Source organism: Paenibacillus sp. BR2-3 (assembly GCF_046529485.1).
Taxonomy (GTDB): Bacteria; Bacillota; Bacilli; order Paenibacillales; family Paenibacillaceae; genus Paenibacillus_AQ.
Genome location: NZ_CP126311.1, coordinates 192,879 through 215,563, shown reverse-complemented (window position 1 = coordinate 215,563; position 22,685 = coordinate 192,879). Strand labels below are relative to the sequence as shown.

24 protein-coding genes and 1 pseudogene are annotated in these 22,685 nt (G+C 44.4%); 3 read left to right on the top strand and 22 right to left on the bottom strand.

Annotated features, from left to right (window positions below; genetic code table 11):
- Window positions 1-82: 82 nt before the first annotated feature.
- The 15 genes from PaeBR_RS01080 to PaeBR_RS01010 all read right to left on the bottom strand — a co-directional run bounded on the left by PaeBR_RS01080 (window position 83) and on the right by PaeBR_RS01010 (window position 15,385).
- Entirely contained in the window at window positions 83-604 is a 522-nt protein-coding gene (locus PaeBR_RS01080) for a glycerol-3-phosphate responsive antiterminator (RefSeq protein ID WP_410513100.1), read from the bottom strand.
- Window positions 605-627: 23 nt separating this feature from the next.
- Complete coding sequence (locus tag PaeBR_RS01075) at window positions 628-1,470, bottom strand: metallophosphoesterase family protein (RefSeq protein ID WP_410513099.1); 843 nt, start codon at window positions 1,468-1,470, stop codon at window positions 628-630.
- 386 nt (window positions 1,471-1,856) lie between these two features.
- Window positions 1,857-3,143: a LysM peptidoglycan-binding domain-containing protein gene (locus PaeBR_RS01070; RefSeq protein WP_410513098.1), complete on the bottom strand. Its 1,287-nt coding sequence runs from the start codon at window positions 3,141-3,143 to the stop codon at window positions 1,857-1,859.
- An 81-nt stretch (window positions 3,144-3,224) separates the two neighbouring features.
- Complete coding sequence (locus PaeBR_RS01065) at window positions 3,225-3,599, bottom strand: hypothetical protein (RefSeq protein WP_410513097.1); 375 nt, start codon at window positions 3,597-3,599, stop codon at window positions 3,225-3,227.
- 30 nt (window positions 3,600-3,629) lie between these two features.
- Window positions 3,630-4,073, bottom strand: a complete 444-nt coding sequence (locus PaeBR_RS01060) for a DUF4179 domain-containing protein (RefSeq protein ID WP_410513096.1) — start codon at window positions 4,071-4,073, stop codon at window positions 3,630-3,632.
- Window positions 4,074-4,178: 105 nt separating this feature from the next.
- Window positions 4,179-4,607, bottom strand: a complete 429-nt coding sequence (locus PaeBR_RS01055; RefSeq protein WP_410513095.1) for a sigma-70 family RNA polymerase sigma factor — start codon at window positions 4,605-4,607, stop codon at window positions 4,179-4,181.
- 137 nt (window positions 4,608-4,744) lie between these two features.
- The gene (locus tag PaeBR_RS01050; RefSeq protein WP_410513094.1) at window positions 4,745-6,136 is read right to left on the bottom strand and encodes an MATE family efflux transporter; all 1,392 of its coding nucleotides are present in this window, start codon (window positions 6,134-6,136) and stop codon (window positions 4,745-4,747) included.
- 247 nt (window positions 6,137-6,383) lie between these two features.
- The gene (locus PaeBR_RS01045) at window positions 6,384-10,694 is read right to left on the bottom strand and encodes a bifunctional 2',3'-cyclic-nucleotide 2'-phosphodiesterase/3'-nucleotidase (RefSeq protein ID WP_410513093.1); all 4,311 of its coding nucleotides are present in this window, start codon (window positions 10,692-10,694) and stop codon (window positions 6,384-6,386) included.
- Between the two features lie 658 nt (window positions 10,695-11,352).
- Window positions 11,353-11,559, bottom strand: a complete 207-nt coding sequence (locus tag PaeBR_RS01040) for a hypothetical protein (RefSeq protein ID WP_410513092.1) — start codon at window positions 11,557-11,559, stop codon at window positions 11,353-11,355.
- Between the two features lie 32 nt (window positions 11,560-11,591).
- Window positions 11,592-12,122, bottom strand: a complete 531-nt coding sequence (locus PaeBR_RS01035; protein WP_410513091.1) for a hypothetical protein — start codon at window positions 12,120-12,122, stop codon at window positions 11,592-11,594.
- A 271-nt stretch (window positions 12,123-12,393) separates the two neighbouring features.
- Window positions 12,394-12,786: a type II toxin-antitoxin system death-on-curing family toxin gene (locus PaeBR_RS01030; RefSeq protein WP_410513090.1), complete on the bottom strand. Its 393-nt coding sequence runs from the start codon at window positions 12,784-12,786 to the stop codon at window positions 12,394-12,396.
- Window positions 12,787-12,885: 99 nt separating this feature from the next.
- The gene (locus PaeBR_RS01025) at window positions 12,886-13,212 is read right to left on the bottom strand and encodes a DMT family transporter (protein WP_410513089.1); all 327 of its coding nucleotides are present in this window, start codon (window positions 13,210-13,212) and stop codon (window positions 12,886-12,888) included.
- A gap of 368 nt (window positions 13,213-13,580) precedes the next feature.
- On the bottom strand, window positions 13,581-14,147 hold the full coding sequence (locus tag PaeBR_RS01020) for a hypothetical protein (RefSeq protein WP_410513088.1): 567 nt from the start codon (window positions 14,145-14,147) through the stop codon (window positions 13,581-13,583).
- A 104-nt stretch (window positions 14,148-14,251) separates the two neighbouring features.
- Window positions 14,252-14,668: a hypothetical protein gene (locus PaeBR_RS01015; RefSeq protein ID WP_410513087.1), complete on the bottom strand. Its 417-nt coding sequence runs from the start codon at window positions 14,666-14,668 to the stop codon at window positions 14,252-14,254.
- A gap of 459 nt (window positions 14,669-15,127) precedes the next feature.
- Complete coding sequence (locus PaeBR_RS01010; protein WP_410513086.1) at window positions 15,128-15,385, bottom strand: hypothetical protein; 258 nt, start codon at window positions 15,383-15,385, stop codon at window positions 15,128-15,130.
- A 339-nt stretch (window positions 15,386-15,724) separates the two neighbouring features.
- On the opposite strand from PaeBR_RS01010, the gene PaeBR_RS01005 reads away from it, so the two are divergent.
- From PaeBR_RS01005 to PaeBR_RS00995, 3 genes and pseudogenes are all read left to right on the top strand, one after another.
- The gene (locus PaeBR_RS01005; RefSeq protein ID WP_410515033.1) at window positions 15,725-16,876 is read left to right on the top strand and encodes a glycosyltransferase family 2 protein; all 1,152 of its coding nucleotides are present in this window, start codon (window positions 15,725-15,727) and stop codon (window positions 16,874-16,876) included.
- A gap of 311 nt (window positions 16,877-17,187) precedes the next feature.
- Window positions 17,188-18,306 (top strand): annotated as a pseudogene (locus PaeBR_RS01000) (IS4 family transposase).
- Window positions 18,299-18,511 (top strand): hypothetical protein, encoded by a 213-nt coding sequence (locus tag PaeBR_RS00995; RefSeq protein WP_410513085.1) that lies wholly within the window; start codon window positions 18,299-18,301, stop codon window positions 18,509-18,511. Before PaeBR_RS01000 ends, PaeBR_RS00995 begins: the two are co-directional and overlap by 8 nt.
- Before the next feature lie 330 nt (window positions 18,512-18,841).
- Here the strand turns inward: PaeBR_RS00995 and PaeBR_RS00990 are convergent, their stop codons facing one another.
- The 7 genes from PaeBR_RS00990 to PaeBR_RS00960 form a co-directional block, all read right to left on the bottom strand.
- Window positions 18,842-19,297: an IS1096 element passenger TnpR family protein gene (locus PaeBR_RS00990; RefSeq protein ID WP_410513084.1), complete on the bottom strand. Its 456-nt coding sequence runs from the start codon at window positions 19,295-19,297 to the stop codon at window positions 18,842-18,844.
- A 6-nt stretch (window positions 19,298-19,303) separates the two neighbouring features.
- On the bottom strand, window positions 19,304-20,236 hold the full coding sequence (locus PaeBR_RS00985) for a YecA family protein (RefSeq protein WP_410515032.1): 933 nt from the start codon (window positions 20,234-20,236) through the stop codon (window positions 19,304-19,306).
- A gap of 211 nt (window positions 20,237-20,447) precedes the next feature.
- A complete protein-coding gene (locus PaeBR_RS00980) occupies window positions 20,448-20,705 on the bottom strand; it encodes a hypothetical protein (protein ID WP_410513083.1) in 258 nt (85 codons plus the stop codon).
- Window positions 20,696-20,953, bottom strand: coding sequence for a hypothetical protein (locus tag PaeBR_RS00975; RefSeq protein WP_410513082.1), 258 nt, complete (start codon window positions 20,951-20,953; stop codon window positions 20,696-20,698). Before PaeBR_RS00975 ends, PaeBR_RS00980 begins: the two co-directional genes overlap by 10 nt.
- Before the next feature lie 323 nt (window positions 20,954-21,276).
- Complete coding sequence (locus PaeBR_RS00970; RefSeq protein ID WP_410513081.1) at window positions 21,277-21,780, bottom strand: hypothetical protein; 504 nt, start codon at window positions 21,778-21,780, stop codon at window positions 21,277-21,279.
- Window positions 21,773-21,970 (bottom strand): hypothetical protein, encoded by a 198-nt coding sequence (locus PaeBR_RS00965; RefSeq protein WP_410513080.1) that lies wholly within the window; start codon window positions 21,968-21,970, stop codon window positions 21,773-21,775. Before PaeBR_RS00965 ends, PaeBR_RS00970 begins: the two co-directional genes overlap by 8 nt.
- Before the next feature lie 84 nt (window positions 21,971-22,054).
- Window positions 22,055-22,600, bottom strand: a complete 546-nt coding sequence (locus PaeBR_RS00960; protein WP_410513079.1) for a DUF6155 family protein — start codon at window positions 22,598-22,600, stop codon at window positions 22,055-22,057.
- Window positions 22,601-22,685: the final 85 nt, after the last annotated feature.

Genomic DNA, 22,685 nt, shown 5'->3' with positions numbered 1-22,685 from the left:
TTACCCGGAAGAGGCTCCGTGCCTCCCCACAGCTCGGGCTTGGACGACGAGATAGCTGTTGCTCCGTACTTCAAACATTCCTCTACATGGCTTTGCTCATACAATAAGCCCCCGTAATAATAGGGAGAGAGGTGATTGCTTTCACCTTGCCAATCATGTCGGGAATCCGGGCGGGCATAACTTCGATGATGTCCGGCTTAATCTGGCAGAGACTCTTGGCGATATTATCCAACCCCTCGGTATCAACGAGGAAGAAGCGTTGAATAGTGATCAGATCCATTTTCTTTGCCGTTTTCACCACATTGGTTTTCGTCGAAATGATGCCAGACGGTTTAATAACCTTCGCCAAATATTCGAGACCGTAATTGTCCGTGCTGAGGCCGCCAATTTTCTCCAAGTGCAGGAAGACTGGCAGCTGATGCTCCTTGAACACGTCAACGTAGCCTTTCACGACGCCGATATGGCCCGTCAGCAGAAAGACTCCGCTTAATTGGTTGCGCAGTGCCAAAGCTGCTTCGATATGCCTCGGATCTTTAATCGAAGCGATCATCCTGTGCGTTGTGAGGCCCTTTAGGAAAGCGTCATAGTTCGTTACGTCCTTCATCCCTATAACCCTCCTGCCTATTGTTATTGGAGTCTTGCCGCAGTCAGCAAGGGAACTTCGAACTCGCGATCAGAGTCTTTTCCTCGAGCGTTAGGATTAGGTTTGAAGTGCTTCATATATTGATGCAGTATAGGGGCATGATCCAGAACATCTGCATCCGTTATATCCACTGCAGAGATTCGGATCTCCTTTTCCGCGAATTCCACGACCCGGAAGCCATGCTCATCCAGACAGGCTGATAACTGAATGAATGTCCAGTTGCTCTGAGCTACGATCGAATCCACATGCGTATGACCATTGAAATAGATGCCTACCCCATTTTTCCGGCTTAAAATACGCCACATGTCAATGCTCGGATGGATCGAACCTTTCTCCTTCTCCGATCCCGCCGTTGTGTTATATACCGGATGATGGCCGAAAACGAGCAGCGGTTTTGTTCCTGACGCCAGAACCATGTCCTCAAACCATTGCAGCTGCTTTTCGTCGATCCAGCCGCCCCAATCGGTGAAGTCCATCTCTTTGGCCGTATCCAGAAAGACTAGCATCGCAGAGTCGGTGTCAATGGCGTGATAACGCCGCTGTCCCGTAATCTCCAATACTTCACTTCTCGTCTGTCCATAGAGATCATGGTTGCCCAGCACATGGATAAACGTTCTATCGTTGTGGCGTAACAACTCGTAAACCTCCAACAGCTCCAAGGATGATCCAAAATTCGTAAGATCTCCGAGCGATACGTGCAAATCCGCATCCATCTCGAGAAATCGTCCCAGCAAGGTTTGATAGAAAGCTGTGCGAGCCTCCAGCAATCCCGGAATCGTCTTATCGATTTCGTGATAATGTAAATCTCCCATCAGAACTAATTTCATTAAAACTCTCCTCCCGGCTTTGCAAATTTTGTCCTTCCCTCTTTAAGGGTACAGGCCAAGTATTTTGTACCCGTTAAATGGGGAAGCCGTTTTTGTAAAGGTCCGCTGAAGCTGCTTTAGCTATAGTACAGGAACTCGGCTACGATCGGGAGGACCTCATTCCTCATTAATCCGGACCATTTTCACCGCGTCTTCTACAAACAACGCACATCGGCCTGCCTGCCATCTATGATTGAAATCCACTGGGACCTTATCAAAAGCAGCAGTGCGCACTGAGCGCAGGAGCTAGGAATATTCCCGGTCCTTATAATAGATTTGCAGCAAGAAAGAGGGGTCCCATAAGCCATACCGTTGGCGGTTGGAGGCCCCTTTCCATTTCATCGTTATTATTTTTTTACCACATTAAAGTTATCTTGAATAAGCAGCCAATTCTGCGGAAAAGGAAGTCCCAGCTTCCAATAGCTGATGCCCCGAAGCCCCAGCTCTTTCATTAGATTGAATTTGGCTTGGATGGACCTGGCATCTTCAAACCATACTTTGTGCGTCTTACCTGAATCATCGATATAATTAAAATTTGGAGCCTGGTCCTTATAATCATACTGAATCGCTGCATGTCTATTCCTGGCCAAATCAATGGCGGCTTGCGGACTAAGGGCTCTGGCATAAGCTCCACCTGCTACGTAAGGCAGGGTCCAATCATAGCCGTACAAATTTTGCCCCATCATGATCTTTGCTGCCGGCATTTCGCTTATGGCGTACTCCAATACTTGGCGAACAGGACCAATGGGCGAAACCGCCATCGGAGGCCCCGCGCTATATCCCCACTCATAGGTCATAATGACCACAAAATCGGCAACTTGCCCGTGCACTTTATAATCATGGGCTGTATACCACGCCCCGGTTTGTGTAGCGCTTGTTTTGGGTGCCAAGGCGGTTGACAATAAGAACCCTTCCTGATGAATTCGCTTCGCCGCTTTTCGCAAGAATGCATTATAAGCTTCACGATCCTCAGGCCTCAAAAATTCAAAGTCAAAATGGATATCTTTAAAATTCAACGGCTTCGCTTCGCTAATGATATTATCCAATAACCGATTTTGAACGGCTGGATCATTTAAAATAATGCCCCCCAGCTCTGAGCTAAACTGATCATTTTCTAAATTGGTCACAACCATCATCATTGTCACCTGATGTTGACCGGCGATCGAAGAGAGATTATCTAGCGGCGGTGCTTGTAAAGAGCCATCCCGCTGGACTTGAAAGCTGAATGGAGCAAGATAAGTGAGGTTGGGTGCCGCTTCTGCCGCAGCATTCCTTAAGCTTTGGGACACTCCCTCCCCTCTTGGCTCTATATAGGCATTAACTTCAGCATTTCGTTTAGGTTTAGGCGGGATATACAGACGAAGTCCAATCCGCAAAGGCTTCTCCAAAGGCAATCGATTGATTTGGGCAAGCGTATTGATGTTCACACCATACCTTTGAGCGACCTTATACAAACTGTCCCCCGATTGAACCCAATAATACATACCGATTATCGGAATGACCAACGCTTGCCCAACCACCAACATGCTTGGTGCAGACAATTGATTGGCCTCAGTAATCCTATCCATCGGTATCCCATAGGCATTAGCGATTCCGTACAGAGTTTGCCCCGGCTGCACAACATGAATTTGCATATACCCTCCTCCCCCATCCGTCGATAAACAACGAATATAGCCATTATAGCCATATTTTATTCGGGTAAATGGGGGGGTATGCTAATCGAGATTTAATATGACTTGAGGTCCTATTTCTTCTCCATCCTCATTAATAGGGACGAGCAAATACGTTTCTTTCTCTAAATCAAGCGGTGTATAACGTCCATATGAAGTCTCTCCGATATCTCTAGATCCATAGCCTTCTCTTAAAGGAACTTTCTCACCGCTAGCCGTAACAAGTTTGAATCTGGTCGATTCCGAGGCTTGAGTCAGATCAAAATAGATTAACGTCGAAACAGGTGAGGCAATTACTTTTTCAAGCGTTACTTTTTCTCCATTATTGAGTGTGATGGCCTTGTCAATAGTAAAGGTTTTTGTATCTATTGCCATTTGACTTGTTGGCACCGTTACATCAAATACCCACGGCTCTTCCATCACAATTTTTTTACGTTTCCTGATCGTATCCTAAGTAATTTTTATTTGAAGCGGTCCATCATTCGATAAATGACTCAACTTAATATCCCCATAAATCGTATACATCTTATCCTTTACTTTAATCGATTGTGCTCCCACTGTTTCTGCGAGGTTTTCTCCGTTCACAAGGACATGTGGAGATAGAAAGGTTTGATAATCAAAAGGGACGCCTTTTGCCGGCTCAAATGTCGAGCTTATGAGCAGTCTATCCGTATCGACCAGTACTTCATTTAATGTCAGCTTGCCGTATGCATTTTCAGCCGTTTCACCGATTGCTGTTTTATAGACTGAGTAATCGAGTGGTTTCTCTCCATTAATAAAGCGTTCGATTAGCCCCGCCACAAATGGCATCTCTGCGAGTGAAACTTTCCCAAGAGGTATGGTTATACCTAATGCCAGGACGATGGCAGCTGCTAGCACTATCCATTTTTTCAAATAGTTTTTTTTAAGGTTATGAAGCTTCTTTATGTTAAAGGCAGTTCCTCATATTCGGAAAGTTCCAGTTTCAAATCATTCAACTCTTTATAAATTAACATGGATTCACACCACTCCATCCAAATAGTATTTTTCGAAAATGGCCCGTTCTGTAGAAGATAAGTGAGTTAACACTTCCTCTACATCTTGTTTTGGTGATAGGGGCTGCTTTTTGAATAGATCATCGGTTATTTCCCTACTGATAAATTGTCGCTGGTTTCTCATCATTCTTCGTTGATAGTCAATGGCACGATACTTTGCGATGGTGGCAATCCACTGTTTAAACGTATTTTTTCCTTCATCGAATGCGTCGATATGATGCCAAATGGCCAGCAACACATCATCTAAACATTCTTCATAATCTTCCTGATTGTACTGTACATGACGTTTAATAATCGCCGTAAGCAAGCCCCCGTACATTTGAATAATGAATGCAATCGCCCTCTCATCGTGGTTCTTAATTTGTTGTACAACATTATCTTCTGTTATTTCCACAAATGCTGCCCTCCTTTACGCTGTTGTTTGGTACTACTATGTAATACGAATCCAATGACATAAACCTATCAGTATGGTATAAAAAAGAGAGCACCCGTTAGGTTACTCTCTAATACTCATATGAGCGCGACAAACCTTTAAATCAGGCGGTGCTGATACCATTTTTCACCCAGGAACCGCCGGAGGAAAATCACTCCCCTCACGCCCCATTCGCAGTTCATCGCGAGCCAAAACCCAATGATCCCCATATGAAGAACAATGCCCAGTATGTACCCCAGCACTACGCGGAACAGCCACATGGACAGCATGGAAACCATAGAAGTAAATTTGGAATCCCCGGCCGCTCTAAGACCGGAAGGCGTAATGAAGCTGATGGACCATAGCGGGATTTGGGCAATCGCATTGATGAGCACGATCGTAAAAATATCCCCAACAATCTCGGCGGGCGGATGGAACAACGAAAGAATCGGGTGGAACAGAGGCAGGATCAGCAGGGCCATCAGCACGAACGAAAAAGAGGACAACATCACAAACGACTTGACGAATTTACGCGAATCCTTAATATTCCGGCGTCCCATACATTGACCGACAACCGTAATCAGCGTCAGGGACAGGGCACCGGCGGGAACCTGCATCAGCATGGCATAAGAAGAAGCTATTGCATTCGCGGCAATCGCATACGTACCGAGACTGACAATGAAAATCTGGGTCAGAATTTTACCGCCGTTGAAGAAAACCTGCTCCGCCGCAAACGGAACGCCGATAAACATAATTTTTCGGAGCATAGAGACTTTGACAATCAATAAATCGCGGAGACGGATATGAAGACTGCTGTCCAGCCGGAATAGATAAAAAAGTGCGCACAACGCACCCAAATAGCGGGCCGCGTTGATCGATATGGCCATGCCCAGAACACCCATTTGCAGCAGACTGATAAACACAACATTTAAGAGGACATACGCCAAATTCATAATCAGTGAAAGCATAAGTGATGCTCTCGTCCTTCCGATCCCGCGCAGGGCACCGCATACCGCCTGTACAACGGCAATGCCCAGGTAGGACACACAATTCCCGATCAAATACGTCCGGGCATTATCCATAACATCCGGCGAAGCGGCTCCGAAAAGCAAACCCAGCAGCGGGTTATGAAATAATATCCCTAACAAGCCGATAGCTAAGGCAATCAAAGAAACAGAGGACACCGCCCCGGCGGTCGCACTGGAAACCATTAGATCGTTGCCGCTGCCTTTGTACTGGGCCACAACTACCGTTCCCCCCGTCGCTACGGCGACAAACACACTGATGAGAAAAATATTAAGCGAATCAATCATGTTCACCGCACTGATCGCCGCAACTCCTGAGGAACTAATCATCGCTGTATTCACGAGATTCAGCCCCACGATAAATGCTTGATCGACCAAAATCGGGATAAACAGCGCAATCATCTCGCGATAGTCCATCGATTCGCCGGAAAAATATTTTTCAAGAAAGCGTTGACTTGGCTTAATCTTTACCTTGGGCTCTATCATAACTTCACTTCTTTTTCTGTAGAGTTTGCCCGCGAGATTGGGTCGCGGAAAAAGAAAAAGGCCCTTCGGGCTGAAGAGCTTGGCTTGTATTTATGCAGCTACAAAATTGAATATAGCACGATTCCGCTGAAAGAACAATAAAGGTCTTCGGGTTCTTTTGTTACACCAATTTCGCCTTCGAATCTCCGCAGCATAAGAAAAAAGCACCGACCTGAAAAGGCCGATGCTTTTGTACGATTGCGGAGAATCAGGACGCCAGATCCAGCATGCGGGAGATGATAACCGCAGCTTGGGCACGATTGGTTATGCCCTTCGGTTCGAATTGGTCAGCATCAACTCCGTTAATAATCCCAAGGTTGGTCAACTGCGCGACAGATTCCTGTGCGTAGGAGGCGATTTTGCCCTTATCGGCAAACTTCTGCAGTGCCGCGTTGTTGGTTGACTGCAGCTGCCCCTTTGTTTTCAGGGCGCTTGCGACCATAATCGCCATTTCTTCACGAGTGATTTCACGGCCAGGTTCAAACTTGCCACTTCCGGAACCCTTGATGAGGCCGGCATTTACCGCGATGGAGATGGCATCCGTATACCATACACCCGACTTGACATCGCTGAACGTACCGGCTGCACCGGTATCCGTCAAATTCAACGCGCGAACCAGCAGAGTAATAAATTCGGCGCGTGATACATTTTGGGTTGGTGCGAAGCTATCTCCGCCCACGCCTTTAATAATACCTTGGGCTGCCAGGGATTCGATTGCCGATTGAGCCCAGGCCACCTTGCCCAGATCTTTGAATTCCACTACCGGTGTCGCAGTCGGGGCCGGCGTTGCGCTTGGTGCCGGTGTAGCCGAAGGCGTTGCGGACGGGCTTGGTGTTGGTGTAGCCACCGGGCCCGGATTGTATGGCATATTCGGTGCGGTCTTATTATTGATAATACGTCCTTCAATGCCCGCTGTAATTGCTCCGCCCTTAAACGTCTTCTTGATGTAATCGTAGAACACGTCCAGATCAATCGGTCCGGGTACGGAAGCACTGGCTTCTGTCAGCACTTTGTAGTTATCTCCACCAGCAGCCATGAAGTTATTGACTACAGCCGTATAACTTTGATTCGGATTAATCGGCGTTCCATCCGTGAACGTAAGGCTGGCGACACGGTCCGCTACCGGAAGATACATATTTGCCGTGTACTTCAAGCCTGAAATTTGCAGCGTTTTGGTGTCGGCCGTTCCGTCGGCTTTCACACCCCATTGCTGCTGAAGCAGCGTCTTGATCTGTGCGCCGGTCAGCGTCAGCTTCACCAGCGTGTTGCCGAACGGCTGGATCTTAGCCAGATCGCCGAAGGTAACATTTCCGCTCGGAAGATCGGCACGGATACCGCCCGGATTCATGAAGGCGAAGTCCGCCAGGCCTTTGCCATCGCCGAAGTCGGCGCTGCGCATCGCATCGGCAATCAGGTTGCCGAGTGCGGATTCATTGTTGTACGCATCCGTCCGGGTAACGGAGCCGTCCGTCGTGCCGACAGGCTGGGTCAACTCCGGATGCAGAGCCAGGTATTTGTTCACCAAAGCAACGGTAGCCGCGTCAGGCGTTTTATTTTCATGGAAAGTGGTGGTGACCACAGCGGATTTGCTCTTAACATCGCCGTTTGCAGGGTCAATGACCAGCTTAATGTCCTCAAACGCCGTTCCATAGGAGTAAGCTTGGACAAGCAGCTTTCCGTTTACTTCTCCGTTGGCCAGCGCGTGATTGTCACCGGCAACGATCACATCAATCGGAGAGTTCGCCGGTAGCGCGTTAGCCAGATCGGCCGCTTCTCCCGTTGTCACACCACTCTTGGTTGAGGCCGGATCATGCGCCAGCACGATAATTGTTTCCACATCTTGATCCTGCAGTTCCTTGGCGTAGCCTTCGACCGCATCGACTTCTTCCTGAGGTGTCAGGAATTTCACGCCCGCCGTCCCGGAAGGAGAAACCTTGCTTGGCGTGGATTTGGTGACAAGACCAATAAATCCGATTTTCACGCCGCCCACTTCCTTGATAACGTAAGGAGCAATAATCGGCTTGCCGGTCTCACTGTACACAGCATTGGCATTGACGTAATCAAAATCTACGCCAGCGTGGGTGACATTGCTGTTTTTGGGATCCACTTTACCTCTAAGTTGAGCCATCAGTGCCTCTACGCCCTGATCGAATTCATGGTTGCCCAGGGAACCGATATCAAAGCCCATCATGTTCATCCACTCCAGTGTCGGCTTATCCCGTTCCATCGAGGATACCGGTGCGGATGCGCCCACGGAGTCGCCGTTATGGAAGAGCAGGGAATTCGCATACTTGGCTCGAGCTTCCTTCAGATAAGTCGCCAGAATCGCTGCCGTTCCAACTGGCTTATTGCTGACGGTGGAAACCGTATCGAGCTGGCCGTGGAAATCATTGATTCCGATCAAATGAACTTCAACGTCTTGTGTCGGAGCAGGTACAGTCTCTTTTAATTTCAGGTTGTAAATACCGTAACCTTTAGTGTCGAGCATACCGGTATCCGTAATTCTTCCATTGACCGGCAAAACGTTCTTCGCATCAGGCGAAGAGGTAAAGGTGACATTTATATTGCCTTTGATAGGCACCAAAGACCAATTGTCATCCGCGGACGGATTGATCGTTCCGGCTGTGCTGATGTAGTCCATGAGAATTTGGCGGTTTTCTTCCTGGGAGTCTACAATCATCTCGGAGCCCTTAACCCCAGGAAAGTTGCCGCCGCCGCTCGCGCGGTAGTTGTTCGTGACCACAATGAAATCCATGTTCGGATCGAGTGGTTCATTATTATAGGTCACTTCCGTCACACGGCTTGTATTCACGTTAATTAGCGTGCCTTTTGGACTGTATTTTGCTTCTTTCGTCACATCGATCTTATACTTGATGCCGTCAATTACATCGAAGTTGTAAACGGCAAATTCAGAATTCAGAAGTGACTGCGCAGTCGATATGCGCGGTTTAATGCGGTTAAAGGCCCCCGCGCTCATTTCCAGCCATTCCTTAACGACAGAACCTTTGACCTTGATCGCTTTGAGCGTATTGTCATACAGATACAAATCGCTAGCACTGCGGATCGTCAGATCGCCCGCTGAGACTTTTGTATATTCGTCAGGAGCGTTGCGTCCCGCTTTGAAAGGAGCGGCCACGCTCAGAATCGGCAGATCCATGTATTCCGGAAGTTTATCGGCGATATACTTCTCGACATACCATTTCTGAGCGTACGTTACGATTTGGACAGTCGGGTCGTCCTGGACCATCGCAAAATAGCTGTTCATCGGAGCCGTGGTTTCGCCCAGCTTCTGGCCGGTGTATGCAATGGTTGCATTATGGGCGGTTTGGACGGCTGCAAGCACGTCCGTATCCCCTACAGCACCGGAAATGGACCGGGTCGAAGCCTTGGAATTGTCCTTATCGACCTTCCACCCACTGCCGTCCTGGACAATCTTAAGATCGATTAGACCCAGATAGCCGCCGCCGTAGCCGGCTTGAACCGCCGGGGTGCCGTTAATGTGACCGTACACATTGTCGACAACCGTACCGGTTTTGTTGTAAGGCAGGCCTGTTCCAGGATCTTTAAACGAGGCATCCAGCTTGGCGTTATCGCCTGTTGGGAATGCCTTGTGCGTATGAGAGAACGTGATGGCATCGATGCCCGGCACCTTGCTCAGCGCATTAATGTCGTTCTCGGAAAAATCACCTTGAACGGCGCTTGCGTCAAACCCGGTGTGCGCCATGGCGATAATGATTTGCGCACCATCCGCCTTCATCAGCGGAACGTACTTCGCCGCGGTGTCAGCGATGTCTTTAGTAATCACTTTGCCTTCCAGGTTAACCTTGTCCCACTCCATAATTTGAGGGGTTACAAGACCGAGCAGGCCGACTTTAATCGTTTGGTCCTGGCCGGCGCTGTCCTTTACCGTCTTATTGATGATGGTATATGGTGTAAACGCGTTTATGTCATTCGCAGGGTCTTCGTCGCCATCATCTTTATAAATATTTGCATTTACATATGGAAAATCAGCATCAGTATTCTCCTTGTTACTTGTGCTGCCATTGATCGTACGATCTAAAAATTCCAGGCCGTAGTTGAATTCATGATTGCCAAATGTTGCCGCATCATATCCCATAAGGTTCATGGCTGCGATCATAGGATGAAGCTCAGTCGCCGAAGTCATCAGATCGGATTCTTTTGCCATGTAGGTGCCCAGCGGAGTTCCCTGAATCAAATCCCCGTTGTCGAGCAGGAGGTTGTTGGCTTGTTCGCCTCTCGCTTGCTTTACCAGCGTTGCCGTCCGGTCAAGACCAACCGTTGTCGAGGCGGCATTTTTGAAATAATCCCAGCCGGTAACATTGGTATGCACATCCGTCGTGCTCATCAGCCGGAGATCGATTGTCGGCGCAACGGCGGCTGACGCTTTTTCAGCAACCCCAAAAATGCCCAAAACAGATCCGCCCAGAACCTGTACAGTGAGCATAGCCGTCGTCAGCAGAAAAGCAGTAGGCTTATTCCATCTGGATTTCCATCCCATAAAGTATTAGTCCTCCCTATGATTTTGTGATTTCCGTGATAGTATATCATACACATCTGATAGATTACCAAATATTGTGTTAAATTAAAATTATTTTATGTAAAGTAATATTACGTGAATTGACCTTTAATTTTATTATAAGTTAATATATTCTAGTATTTTCATGAAACTGTTAACTATATGTTAAGTTTCGTATCAAAAAGATAAGCAATTCGATTATATTATAATCGTGCCTTTCATTCGGTCATGAAACAATAGAAAGAAAAATCCCTGAATGAATTCCGCCCGCTCTCCCCATGATGCTTTTAAACCTATAATTTCACTTTGAAGCAAGATGAGCAATCTTTAGTTATCCAATATCCAATAATACGAAAGACACCCCGAAGGGTGTCTTCATTTATACTTCTATAAAGTTGGGAAGCGGTTGATAATCCCTTCCCTATTTCAACTTGAAGATCTTTGAGCGTCGCTTCTCCGATTTGTTATGGAATCCAGAGATTTTGTGCATCATTTCCTCTGGGATCATACCTACCTACATCTTAGATTACATCGCATAGTTTGCAAAATAGTTACTTTATCCGGTTTAATCTCAGCAATTAATAATTTATTATCATAAGAAAAAATTCCGGAAATCAAGAAGTTCATCGGCAGTTTACTGCTAAAACCTTAAAACAATCATGCCTTCATCATTTTTACTAGCATTGCCCACTTTCCCTTCTGCTCTAACAATATATGAGAAAAACGATCTTTCCAGAATTTCAATTTTATCTCCATCATTACACATTATAGTGTCATAGAAACTATTAGTCTTTTTATGTAACTTCCCATTTATATGTACTTCAACATTTTTACCCTTATTATTCATAATTAAACAAGGTATCAAATAAATCCCCCGAGCTATTTATGCAATCTAAGATTTTTCGCCGAAATTTTGGGGTAGTTTTTCCCAATATCTTCACCTATGATAAGCGTTTGTTTTGCAGCTGCAACAAAAATGTCCGCAAATATTGCCGAATTAAAGCAAGAATTCGCCTCTCTTCTTAACTCGTCAGCAAAAGCTTTTAAACCTGAAATAGTTTCATTCATATAAACATTATCTTTTCCACTCTTTGTCGAATAACCCAAACCCCATCCAACAAAATAATTGTTTAGACCATAGTAAATTATGAATTTTTCAAAGAAGGAATGGTGAGTAATCTTCTTAACATCCTCCACAGACATTTGAGTGTTATTTATTAAAGCCTCGGCTGTAATATGTGAAATATGCTCCATAAGGAACCTGAAACTTTCTTTGATCTCCACCTCAAACTCAGATAACCTTTGTGTGGGTATTACTTTTCTCATAGCAAGAATAAATTCTTGTCGTATAACTACGATTTTATCTTTTTCTGGACTTGTTATTCCAAGCAATTTACGAAGTATGCCCACGGTCCTAATCCCCCCTAATCTGTACCCGAATTCCTCTAGTATGGATAAATTCTACAAAATCCTTTTATATCCTTCAAAATTCAACAAGTAATTTTATAGTTATCCGTTCGAAAGACCTGTTTTCCAATGTTCAGTCGTCAACAAGAAGAAGGGCATCGGTGTAAGTCACCAATGCCCTTCTTCTTGGGGGGAGTTGAACACCTTTCCACAGATAACGCTAAATAAGCTTCTACGAGTGTAGTAGCAGCTTGATGTAACTCTACCCAAACTATTACTTTTGTATTGAGTGCTCACGAAGAATACTCGCCATCTGCTCAAAGGAACATTCACCTTTTGCAATATCAACTATAAACTCGACAGCATACAGACGCTCCATCTTTAAATTATATCCGTTCAGTAGCAAAAACGACTTTCCCGCGAGATAAGCCGTCCGTTTATTTCCATTATGAAAACAATGATTTTTAACCAAGGATTCCAATAAGTCGGCCGCCTTATCAAACAATGACGGATAGGCATCCTCACCAAACAAACTCTGCCCCGGCCTATGTACAGCAGAGTCAAGCAAGGCATGATCTTTGATACCCGCCTGATCTGCTTCTTCCATTTTCCTCATCATATAATAATGGGCTGCAACGATTTCTTCTTTTGTCAGAAAAATAGTCATCTTATCGATCCCTTAAATCATTGAATATTTCTCTATCCTCTTCAAAAACATCACTACAGGTGTTCTTTAGTTTACTCCAGTCACCTTAGGAACTCCCCGTCAATGAGCGATCCCTTTTAAATTGAGTATTACAACTCCCAGCACAATCAGGAGTATCCCAATAATATAGGAAAGACTAACCGTTTCTTTCCACACAATAATGCCGATGATTGCTGTCGCCATTGTCCCTACTCCTGACCAAATTGCATAAGCTTTTCCTAAAGGGATTTGTTGAAGAGACAGAGAGAGCATGTAGAACGCCAACACGAATAGGAGCACCGTTGACAGGCTAGGGTACAATCTAGTAAAACCATTAGACACCTTAAGCATTGATGTTCCGAAGAGCTCACTGATAATGGCGACCATCAAAAATAAATACGATTTCATCGATAACCACTCCCTAATGGTTTTTCTGAATTTTTTTCTACCCTCTCTTGTTGAGCCCTGTTTTCCACTTTTACCTTACATTATCATAAGTTTCAATCTCATCTTTGAACCATATAATAAAACACACCCCCATCTTTTCCATTTTTTAAAACTGCCGTCCTCTATTCGCAAGTATGGTGATGAAATAATAGATAAACAAAAATCTTAACATTATTCAAAAAGGAATCTTAGATATCAATCTTCGTCCACAGTTAGTCCTTCTACCCCAGTAGGTGTCTAGTTCGATGAACTCGGTTATTTGTCTGTTTAAAAGACGATAATATATTTTGTAATGTATTCCTTATTTCAGGCAATCGCCGGTCGTGTAATCACATAAATAAATGATTATATTTGCGCATCTGCGATATAAGAATTTGCGAAACTCTCCCAAGCTCTGCATCATATTGTTCTATAAATTGAAGGACAGACGATCGATTAAATTGAAGGGATGTTTCCAGAGCACGTGCTTGCTTAGAAAATTGGAGGCTAAATGGTTTGGCTTTGACTTTACGCAAAGCAACATCTGTCGGCATACTAAATGGATAATCCGTAGTGTCCGATAGAAGACTCAATCCGTGATCGAAATACGGACAAAGCCTATATCCCGTGGGTCCATGAATAAAAGCAATATTGTTCAAGTGTCGGTCTTCATTTAACAGAAAAGCATCTAGCGGCAGCATAATTGAAAAATACTCCAATGTATCTAAACTTATCATCTTACGAAGAAATTCTATAATGAATAGTACCGAATCACGCGTGCTCTGATCTCGAAGTACATCATCAAACTTAACACCATAACTTTCCAGAAGGCGATGCAAAGTAATAAGGCTCTCCCCGGGAAGGAGGAAATCTTCGGAATAACAACCCAGATACTTACTATTTTCATTTTCAATCACGTTTAATCATTTCAAATGCTACCCATTCCGCCAAACCTTCATAGCCGAATTTATTAGCTTTACCCCATAAGTTTCCCATTTTCCACTTCAGCTGGTCGCCCTTACTACTGCTTACAAAGGTCTGACGAAAGTCCTTGTTCACTTGCAAAACGGGGATGGACATCGGCGCACGTCAACTCCTCACCTGAAAATCTAATCCAGACATAATCGTCATAGAGCACACCATGTGTTTGTTTTACTATATCGGTAGGAACGTAATCGCGTAACTTTAATGTTTGCAACACTTTTTCGATGTGATGCCTAGTACGTGGTATACATCTAGACTCGAAATAGTCCAGCACATCGCTAACAAGCACCTTTTGCTTACCAGGAAAAGGCAAGAAAACCGGTGGCACACTATCATCTTGCCAAACCTCAACTGTTTGGTTCATATAATCCAGTTTAACTTTGGCTATTACTTGATCATGTTCTAACACCTCAAACTGGAGAGGCGGAGAGATAAGCATATTAAGATTCTTCATATCCAGCCTCCTGCAAATTATATTTTTCTTTACAGTCTGTGATAATATTCGACACTATTATATCATTTTACAGCATATTTTATGCTCATCCCAACTTTCTGGTTATATACAACACAAACAGCTGTAACTCACACTATAGGGAATTACGGCTTATTTCTGCTAGTCTTATGTAGATGATTTATCGTTTATATAAGCTTGCAAATCTGCTTTCAAATTCAATATCAGACTATATTGTTCATATTGCTGGCTTTATGAATAAATGAATCATTTTTAAGATCAGAATTCCTACCAGTCCCTTTTCGATCTTGGATAACATCGTTATTCTTACCATCTCTAATTTATAATGTTCTACCATCTCCGGTTTTACTCTGGACAAAGTATCCAACCACAAGCTTTAATTCTTTTCCTCTAAACGAACTGTCATGCTAACGAAGGGAAGCCCATATATTTCTGCTATGTTCATCTCGGCCCTCTGATCCCCACATATCGTTCTCGCGCCACAACCTCAGGACGGGAGGTGTGAAAAAAACAATACTCGCGGTGAGGGTCTTCCTGGTGCAACTCACTGTAACGCTTCAATGCCTTGGTGGAATCCTCGTAGGAGTCAATCACGGCCATCTCTTCAATGAACCGTTGGCCCTCCTTGGAATAAGCTTTGGTTGCCTCCAGAACGACCCATTCATTAGGAAACCGCTCTTTAACTTCATCCCATCGCATCCTAGACACCTCCGGTTAAATGATTATTATTAATTATAGCATACCGGGCTGTATCTTCTAAACCAGGGTTAGGCCTCCGCCTGATCTCTGGAGCTCTTTTATAAAACGGTAACCCTCCAGAAATCCGACTAAAAGCTTCCTCCTTTTTCAAGATCTTGTTCTAGTTTTGATGTCACCCTGAAGACTCCTCCCGTACAACTCCAAAATAGATCCATAAATAAGAACATGTCTATTTCGAACCTTAAGGGCATTTAACTAGACCAGGCTAAAGTCACTGAATATATTGTTATTATTTATCATATTCAAGGGCTTTCAAAAAATGGTGGGGGGGAGATCACACTGGCTATCCGTTACAGTATCGTTATTCCAACCTATAATCGAGTCCAGCAGCTGTTGCTCACACTCGCTTCATTTGAAACACAGACCTATCCGAAGCAGCAATTCGAAGTGATTGTAGCTGATGACGGTTCTACAGATGGAACGAAGGAAATGGTCGAAGGCTTCCAAGCATCCTATCCTCTTATTTATGTATCCCATCAGGAACAACGCGGCCGATCTGCCGTTAGAAATTTGGGGCTGCACCATGCGAAAGGGATATATATCATCTTCTGCGATGCTGACTTTTTAGTGTTACCTGAATTCGTTAGAATTGTAAGCGACTATCACCGTAAATATCCCAAGGCCGTGCTCTCGGGCATACCTCACTCGTGGGATGATGCTTATACCCATTATTACCCCGACTTTTCTCCTGAGGAAAAAGAACATTTTCGGAATACACTTACACAAACTGGCTTATGGAATGCCGACTTTGAAGCAGCAAATGAAATTATTCCGCTAATAACACCAGAAGATATCCTTCATCAAACGGAGGCATTGTCGAAAGTTGTTTTACCCTCAAGGGTTCCCCCAAATATTAAAGAGGAATTTGCCAAAAAGGATGTAGCTCCTTGGATATTACTCGTCACTCGTTGTGTATCCATCCGTCGCAGCCATTTGACTCGTATTGGAGGTTTTAATGAAGAGTTTGTGCTCTATGGACTCGAAGACTGGGACCTTGGCTTTAGGCTGCATCGATTGAAGATTCCTTTTTATTGCATCGAAGAGGTTGTCGGATATCACCAGGAACATCCAACCTACTTGAGAGGAAATATTTTAAATCCTGAAAATCTGAAAATCATGTTTAAAACCTACGGATTCAATAACTCCTCTTTGAATTTATTCGCCCTTGTACCACCATCCGAAGATTTAGAGAAATACAAAAATACGTTGCGTGTATTACGCAGGGGAATCCGCTCTAAGTTAACACGTTCGTCAGCTCTATTGTTGAGGAGAACACTACGAATTGCAGCCAAGCAGTTCTATAAACAAAATAATACCCTGACATACAAGAAATCGTTACGATGGATAAATAAGAAGGCAAAAGGCAGGAACAGTCAAGTCGCTCACGTTTTACGAGAAATGCTGCTGAAGTCTGAAAAGCTGGTAGAGTAACATTCCCCATTTTCAACATGAGACTCGTATTTATCACATCTCCCCCATTGTCTGGTTAAACAAATTAAACTAAAAAATCAAACTGTGCAAGCCAAACTCGGCAAACTGCTTCTGAGAATTCCGTAATCCAGAAAACAAAAAGACACCCCTCAAGGTCAATATCATTAAGTTAAGGCGCAAGGCCAAAAATCAAGAAAAAGAGCAGGTTTTCGAAAAGATAGCCCGCTCTTTTTTTTACACTAAAAAAAGAACTTGACAAGCAGATGGAAATGTGTGGCGAAGCCCCTTGAAAAAACGAGGAGGTTACGCCAATGGATGAGTACGCGATCTCGCTAAAAAAAACGCTGACATCCCTCATACGAGAAATGTCAGCCGCACCCGCACCTTTTGTCAAAAACCCGGAAAAAGATTTTACCCGTAAGAAAAAGCTGCCCTTTGAAACGGTCATGCAACTCCTGATCTTTATGGGAGGAAACAGCCTCTACAAGGAACTCCTGGAATCGCAGGGCTATGACGTAAACACCGCAACCACTTCTGCTTTTGTCCAGCAGAGGAATAAAATCCTGCCGTCTGCTGTGGAATTCTTGTTTCACGAATTTACGCAATCGTATACGGACATCAAGGACTACCGGGGGTATCGGTTACTTGCCATTGACGGGTCGGATTTGCATATCGCAACCGACCGGGCGGACACGGATACCTATTTCCAAAGTCAACCGAACACGAAAGGCTACAACCTTCTGCATTTGAATGCAGCCTATGACTTATGCAACAGACTTTACGTGGATGCCATTATTCAGCCACGGAGGTTGTGCAACGAGGGAAGGGCGCTGGCTGCCATGGTTGACCGTTCCCCCATTCAAGGCAAAACCATTGTTACTGCCGATAGGGGTTATGAAAGTTACAACAATTTCGCGCATATGGAACGCAAAGGGTGGAGCTATGTCATACGGGTTAAGGATTTGGATTCGAATGGCATTCTTTCGGGCTTGCATCTGCCCTCTGGCGGAGCGTTTGATATGGACGTTCATCTGACACTCACCAAAAAACAAACCAAAGAGGTCAAGGCTCATCCCGAGATGTACAAGTTCGTCCCTTCCACGTCTACCTTTGATTTTTTAGATTTGCACGAGAACTTGTTTTACCCGATTTCCTTTCGGGTTGTCCGTTTCGTCCTGCCGGGTGGCGCTTATGAAACCGTCATTACGAATCTTTCTGCCGCTGATTTCCCACCCGATGAAATCAAGTCCATTTATAACATGTGATGGGGCATTGAAACCTCTTTCCGGGCATTGAAATACACCGTCGGCCGGACGAATTTTCACGCAAAGAGACAAGAGTCCATCACCCAAGAGATTTTTGCAAGAATGATCCTGTACAATTTCGCTGAAATGATGACCTCGCACGTCGTCATTTCCCAAATTGGATAAACGGCACCCCTACCAAGTCAACTTCACGGTTGCCGTTCACGTTTGTAGACATTTCCTGCGCTCACGGGACGATGAACCCCCGCCCGATGTAGAAGCACTGATTCGCAAGAACATTTTGCCGATTCGACCCATTCGCCCAGGGCAGAAGAATACGCGCAAAATCCGCTGGAAATCAGTCGTTAGCTTCGTCTACAGAGTAGCATAATTCGTTTCGTATGAACATTTTTTTAAGCGGATATTCCGTCCGCTTGTTTTGCTGTGCGCTTTTTTCTTGCTTGCACCAAAAAAAACAAACGGTACAGGGCTTTTTCCCATGCCGTTTCGGATTCCATTTTTATTCCCAGTCTTATCTTTGAGCTTATCTTAATGACATTGCCCTCAAGGTGTCTTTTGCTTTACTCCATATGGAGCCGAGGGGTGGACGTGCAGAGCCACAATTCGGCGGGGATTGCTGCTTAGGTTGTTTGGGGAGGTGGCATAACTAAGTCCCTTCCCATTAATTCACCATTGCGGTATGAAGAGAAGAACCTTTCATTTATGATTCCCATTCGTCATCCTCATCGAAGAAGCCGCCGTATTGATCAGGCGCCTTTCCTTTCGAATCCAGGAGAACAGGGAGCTTCGTTCCGCTCAAGTCTCCATCCTCCAAATATTGAGCAATGAATCTCCATTCATCGCCATAGTCGAATAGCAGCAGCATCTTATGTTTGGGTGTATGGAACACCTTACCAACTTTAGCTTTCTTCACACCCGGGAACTTCATCTTTTCGCCCATATCGGCAAATAGCTCGTAACCTTCCTCAGACCGGGCCCAGTTTTTCAGGTTGTCATAAAATCCGAACGAATGATCCATATCAAAATCAAACACAGACAACGCAGTAGCCGCCAGATCATACAAACTCGCGTTCTCTTGAACGGCGATTTTGCGGTACGGTTTTCCACGAACAGCTCCATTCCAATCCGTCAAAGTGATCTTAAAAATTTTTGCCATATATGGTCAACCTCCTGCCGCTCCGCAGCACTTTTTGTACTTCTTGCCACTACCGCATGAACATGGATCATTCCGCCCCGGGAGCATTGCTGATCTTGCGGCAACAGACTGCTGTTTCTCCACCATCGCTCGTTTACCCTCACGCTTCATATCATCATAATGTTTCGAGACGATAAGCCGTGCCGCGGGATAGGCATTCTCAAACGCCACAACATGATCTTCCAGTTCCTTTTTCGTTGTATAATTTTCTATAACGGTATAACTCCGCTTGTGAGTGGAATAACCAATAACAAATTTACTGATTGACTTGCCCGCTTCCAATTGAATAAAGGTCAAGAGACCTTGCCGACAGTCGCAGGACGGATTCATACAGTACTGTTCATCCACCAAGATGGTATTTTTCCCGTGAGTAAAAATCAATTGATCCGCTGATTCCCCGAATATTTCGACATAACCCATTGTTGAGTTCTTATCCAGATCTATCGAAGTCTCGGACATCGGTTCATATGAGCGGGAAGGCAAAATTGAAGTTGTAAGCAGCGCCCCCTTGCTCTCCTGTAACGAATCGGTCGGAAACCTGACGCCTATTAATTCTCTCACATGATTGCGATGCTTCAGGATAGAAGGCCTCCACTCTTCCGGTATACCTTGTTTAAACTCCTTATTCAGTTTTGACTGATAGACAGCCTTATGTTTGACTTTAATCTCCTCCACCCTAAAATCGGAAATACCGATTGAGAGATAGCCAATGTTTTCGGTAGTACCGCTCGGCGTTACCCGATCAATATGGAGGATAACTGAAGTGCAATCACACTCAGGATTGGTACAATAATATTCAACCGCTACATAAGTGTCATGTGACCACGGGAATAAAAAATAATGGAAGCCTGCATTTTCGTCATATTTCGATTCATTAATAATCGAATAGTAAGGATGCATACTCACGAGATTACAACTCCAGTTGGTTTAATTGGGTATAACGCGATAATAACTTCTTCCGAAGCTCCAGTGTTTCGCGGGATGTATGGAAGAAACCATAATCCCAATAAGGCTTCGCCCGGTGCAATTTGTAATATCGTTTCATAGCAATAGCAATCGAAAAATCTACAATATGCCATTGCGCGATGCTCTGGATATTGGGGGAAGTGGCTTAATTTGTCGAATACACCTGCATATTATTTGCATCAATAATGAGTCCTGCTTCTCGAATGAAATCGAACCCAAGGATGCCGTCAATTTCTATACCATAATCCATAGCGCCGATTTCTGCAACCTTATCTGCATCCACAATAGTGCCAGCCGATCCGGTATCCAGCAATACATTTTCCAGATGAAGTCGACGTCCAGAAAACACAACATCAATACAAACAATGGGTAATCCGTACAACAGCCTCAGATCTATCGCCATCTTTTGAACCCGACCCATTTCTCTTCAATTTTCAAATCCGGACGCGACGTGTGCAGAAAATAAATTTCCTTCCCAGGCTGGTCTCTGTGTAATTGCTTATATCGTTTCATTGCATCGAGCGAATCTTCATAACGATCAATAACAGTCACCGAATCAATGAGCCTAAATCCGTCTTGCGAATGAGCTTCAATAGCCTCGAATACTACCCATTCTTCAGGAAACTTTTTTTGAACCTCTTCCCATCGCATCCCAATCCCTCCTGCGACTTCAATAGATAGCTTCATTATAACATAACAAAACTCGACCGGATAAACATCCAAATCGAGTTGTTTTAGGCACAACCGTATCGAATCTCTGTCCAATATTATCGGTTGTGGTTTTGTATGGACAAGGGTTCGATTTCCCGAGGCATGGACGTGCAGAGCCACAATTCGGCGTGTTCCGCTTCTGCAGCTGTACGCAACCGCCGGTTAGCAAACGCTGTGTTTAGTTCCAATGCTCTGGCGTCTTTGACTCTGATTCTGCAGCAACTTGCTACATTAAATAGCAAGATTCTCATACGAGAATTGGCTCAATGATTATGCAAGTACAATTCCAAAGCTCCCCTAGCCCACGTAGGAATCTCTTGCCTGCAAAAGCTGATCTGTGAACGTTTTATCTCCGCCACAACCTCAGGTTCACTGGTGTTGTCGATAATGGTGACTTCATCTGAAATCTCCAAAGCAGGCTTCAGGTTACTTAAAGATTGACCATATCTCCACCGGATATCTTCTTCGGCAATCCAGTGCCCTCCCTGTTCCTTAGCCGTCTTCATATGCCGCAAAGCGAAACTTCCTGAAAGGGTTGTTTCTATAGCGAAGTTGTCCTTACGCCTAATTAATTCCCGTATTTTCTTAACAGCTTCTCGTCCGGCAGACAAATCCGCGGATCTGGGATCCTCCGGGTTTATCTTTTTGGCAATCTGGTCAGGATCAATAATGGTTCCGACATAATCCCTCATCTGAAGGCTGATTGTGCTTTTCCCAGCTCCATTGGTGCCAGCGAAAACAGTCATTACAGACTCACGTTCAGTCATGACTTACAAGCTCAGTGCGATTTCCGGCTATATCGTAAGTAATCTCAAATTTTTGCCCAGTGGCATCTTCACGTATTCGCTTGCCGTCTTTTATATAATAGATGGAGGCTCCAGCCTTTTTGGCCTCTGCGACTGCATGTTGGTTGGCTTTTTTCAATAACCGTTGCAATTCTTCTCTTTGGGGAAGCATGATTATAGCACCTCACTCGGATTTCCGTTTTTATTTATAATATTATAACACATTCCTTACGGTTAAATAATTCGCCTGCATAAGCTATTCAAGGTCTTCTTCTTCATCCATGTGTCCCAAATAATCATTATACAAATCCATCATATCAAATCCAAACCCCCAACCAATATCCTGACTGCTCAGCATTAATCGATTGCATCGGTCTAGAAACTTGTCTTCTAGCTGGTTGTCTACAATATACATTAGGGCTTGTTCATATATACTTGCTATAGTATGGTAGAATTTTTGATCAATGTCCCCAAATGAAAGCGTAAAGTCCACTCCACATTCAACTGTAAAAACCATTATTTCCGCAATTTGCTCACTGTTGTTTGAAACATTACTAAAATCGCTTATTGCTTTCTTCATAATCGGGTATCGCAAAATCTCCCCTTTACGATGGCGGAATTCATTCTCAATAATTTTCTTGTACTTGCCTAAGACCTCCCCATTATCAGGAAACAACATTGAAAAAAAATGCTCCTGAATGATCGGGTATTTCTTAGCCAAATTTAAGATTTCAGCCTCGAGTTCTTCTCTCGTAAGATTCTTCAAATACTTTTTAATGGTTGAGTTTTTTAATTTTAGCATGATGATCTCCTTATTCCAGTTATAATTTCCAAAACTATAACTCTGTAGCTTACAAGGTATAATATAAATAAAACGCGAGGACCAA

What these genes read in the sequence shown, in the direction of transcription:
- PaeBR_RS01065 (WP_410513097.1), bottom strand. Translation starts at nt 3,599, where the DNA reads ATGGAAGAGCCGTGGGTATTTGATGTAACGGTGCCAACAAGTCAAATG.
- PaeBR_RS01070 (WP_410513098.1), bottom strand. Translation starts at nt 3,143, where the DNA reads ATGCAAATTCATGTTGTGCAGCCGGGGCAAACTCTGTACGGAATCGCT.
- PaeBR_RS00970 (WP_410513081.1), bottom strand. Translation starts at nt 21,780, where the DNA reads ATGACTGAACGTGAGTCTGTAATGACTGTTTTCGCTGGCACCAATGGA.
- PaeBR_RS01075 (WP_410513099.1), bottom strand. Translation starts at nt 1,470, where the DNA reads ATGAAATTAGTTCTGATGGGAGATTTACATTATCACGAAATCGATAAG.
- PaeBR_RS00965 (WP_410513080.1), bottom strand. Translation starts at nt 21,970, where the DNA reads ATGCTTCCCCAAAGAGAAGAATTGCAACGGTTATTGAAAAAAGCCAAC.
- PaeBR_RS01015 (WP_410513087.1), bottom strand. Translation starts at nt 14,668, where the DNA reads ATGAAGAATCTTAATATGCTTATCTCTCCGCCTCTCCAGTTTGAGGTG.
- PaeBR_RS01080 (WP_410513100.1), bottom strand. Translation starts at nt 604, where the DNA reads ATGAAGGACGTAACGAACTATGACGCTTTCCTAAAGGGCCTCACAACG.
- PaeBR_RS01045 (WP_410513093.1), bottom strand. Translation starts at nt 10,694, where the DNA reads ATGGGATGGAAATCCAGATGGAATAAGCCTACTGCTTTTCTGCTGACG.
- PaeBR_RS00990 (WP_410513084.1), bottom strand. Translation starts at nt 19,297, where the DNA reads ATGGCAAAAATTTTTAAGATCACTTTGACGGATTGGAATGGAGCTGTT.
- PaeBR_RS00980 (WP_410513083.1), bottom strand. Translation starts at nt 20,705, where the DNA reads ATGGCGATAGATCTGAGGCTGTTGTACGGATTACCCATTGTTTGTATT.
- PaeBR_RS01010 (WP_410513086.1), bottom strand. Translation starts at nt 15,385, where the DNA reads ATGCGATGGGATGAAGTTAAAGAGCGGTTTCCTAATGAATGGGTCGTT.
- PaeBR_RS01050 (WP_410513094.1), bottom strand. Translation starts at nt 6,136, where the DNA reads ATGATAGAGCCCAAGGTAAAGATTAAGCCAAGTCAACGCTTTCTTGAA.
- PaeBR_RS00985 (WP_410515032.1), bottom strand. Translation starts at nt 20,236, where the DNA reads ATGCATCCTTACTATTCGATTATTAATGAATCGAAATATGACGAAAAT.
- PaeBR_RS00975 (WP_410513082.1), bottom strand. Translation starts at nt 20,953, where the DNA reads ATGCGATGGGAAGAGGTTCAAAAAAAGTTTCCTGAAGAATGGGTAGTA.
- PaeBR_RS01040 (WP_410513092.1), bottom strand. Translation starts at nt 11,559, where the DNA reads ATGAATAATAAGGGTAAAAATGTTGAAGTACATATAAATGGGAAGTTA.
- PaeBR_RS01030 (WP_410513090.1), bottom strand. Translation starts at nt 12,786, where the DNA reads ATGACTATTTTTCTGACAAAAGAAGAAATCGTTGCAGCCCATTATTAT.
- PaeBR_RS01025 (WP_410513089.1), bottom strand. Translation starts at nt 13,212, where the DNA reads ATGAAATCGTATTTATTTTTGATGGTCGCCATTATCAGTGAGCTCTTC.
- PaeBR_RS00960 (WP_410513079.1), bottom strand. Translation starts at nt 22,600, where the DNA reads ATGCTAAAATTAAAAAACTCAACCATTAAAAAGTATTTGAAGAATCTT.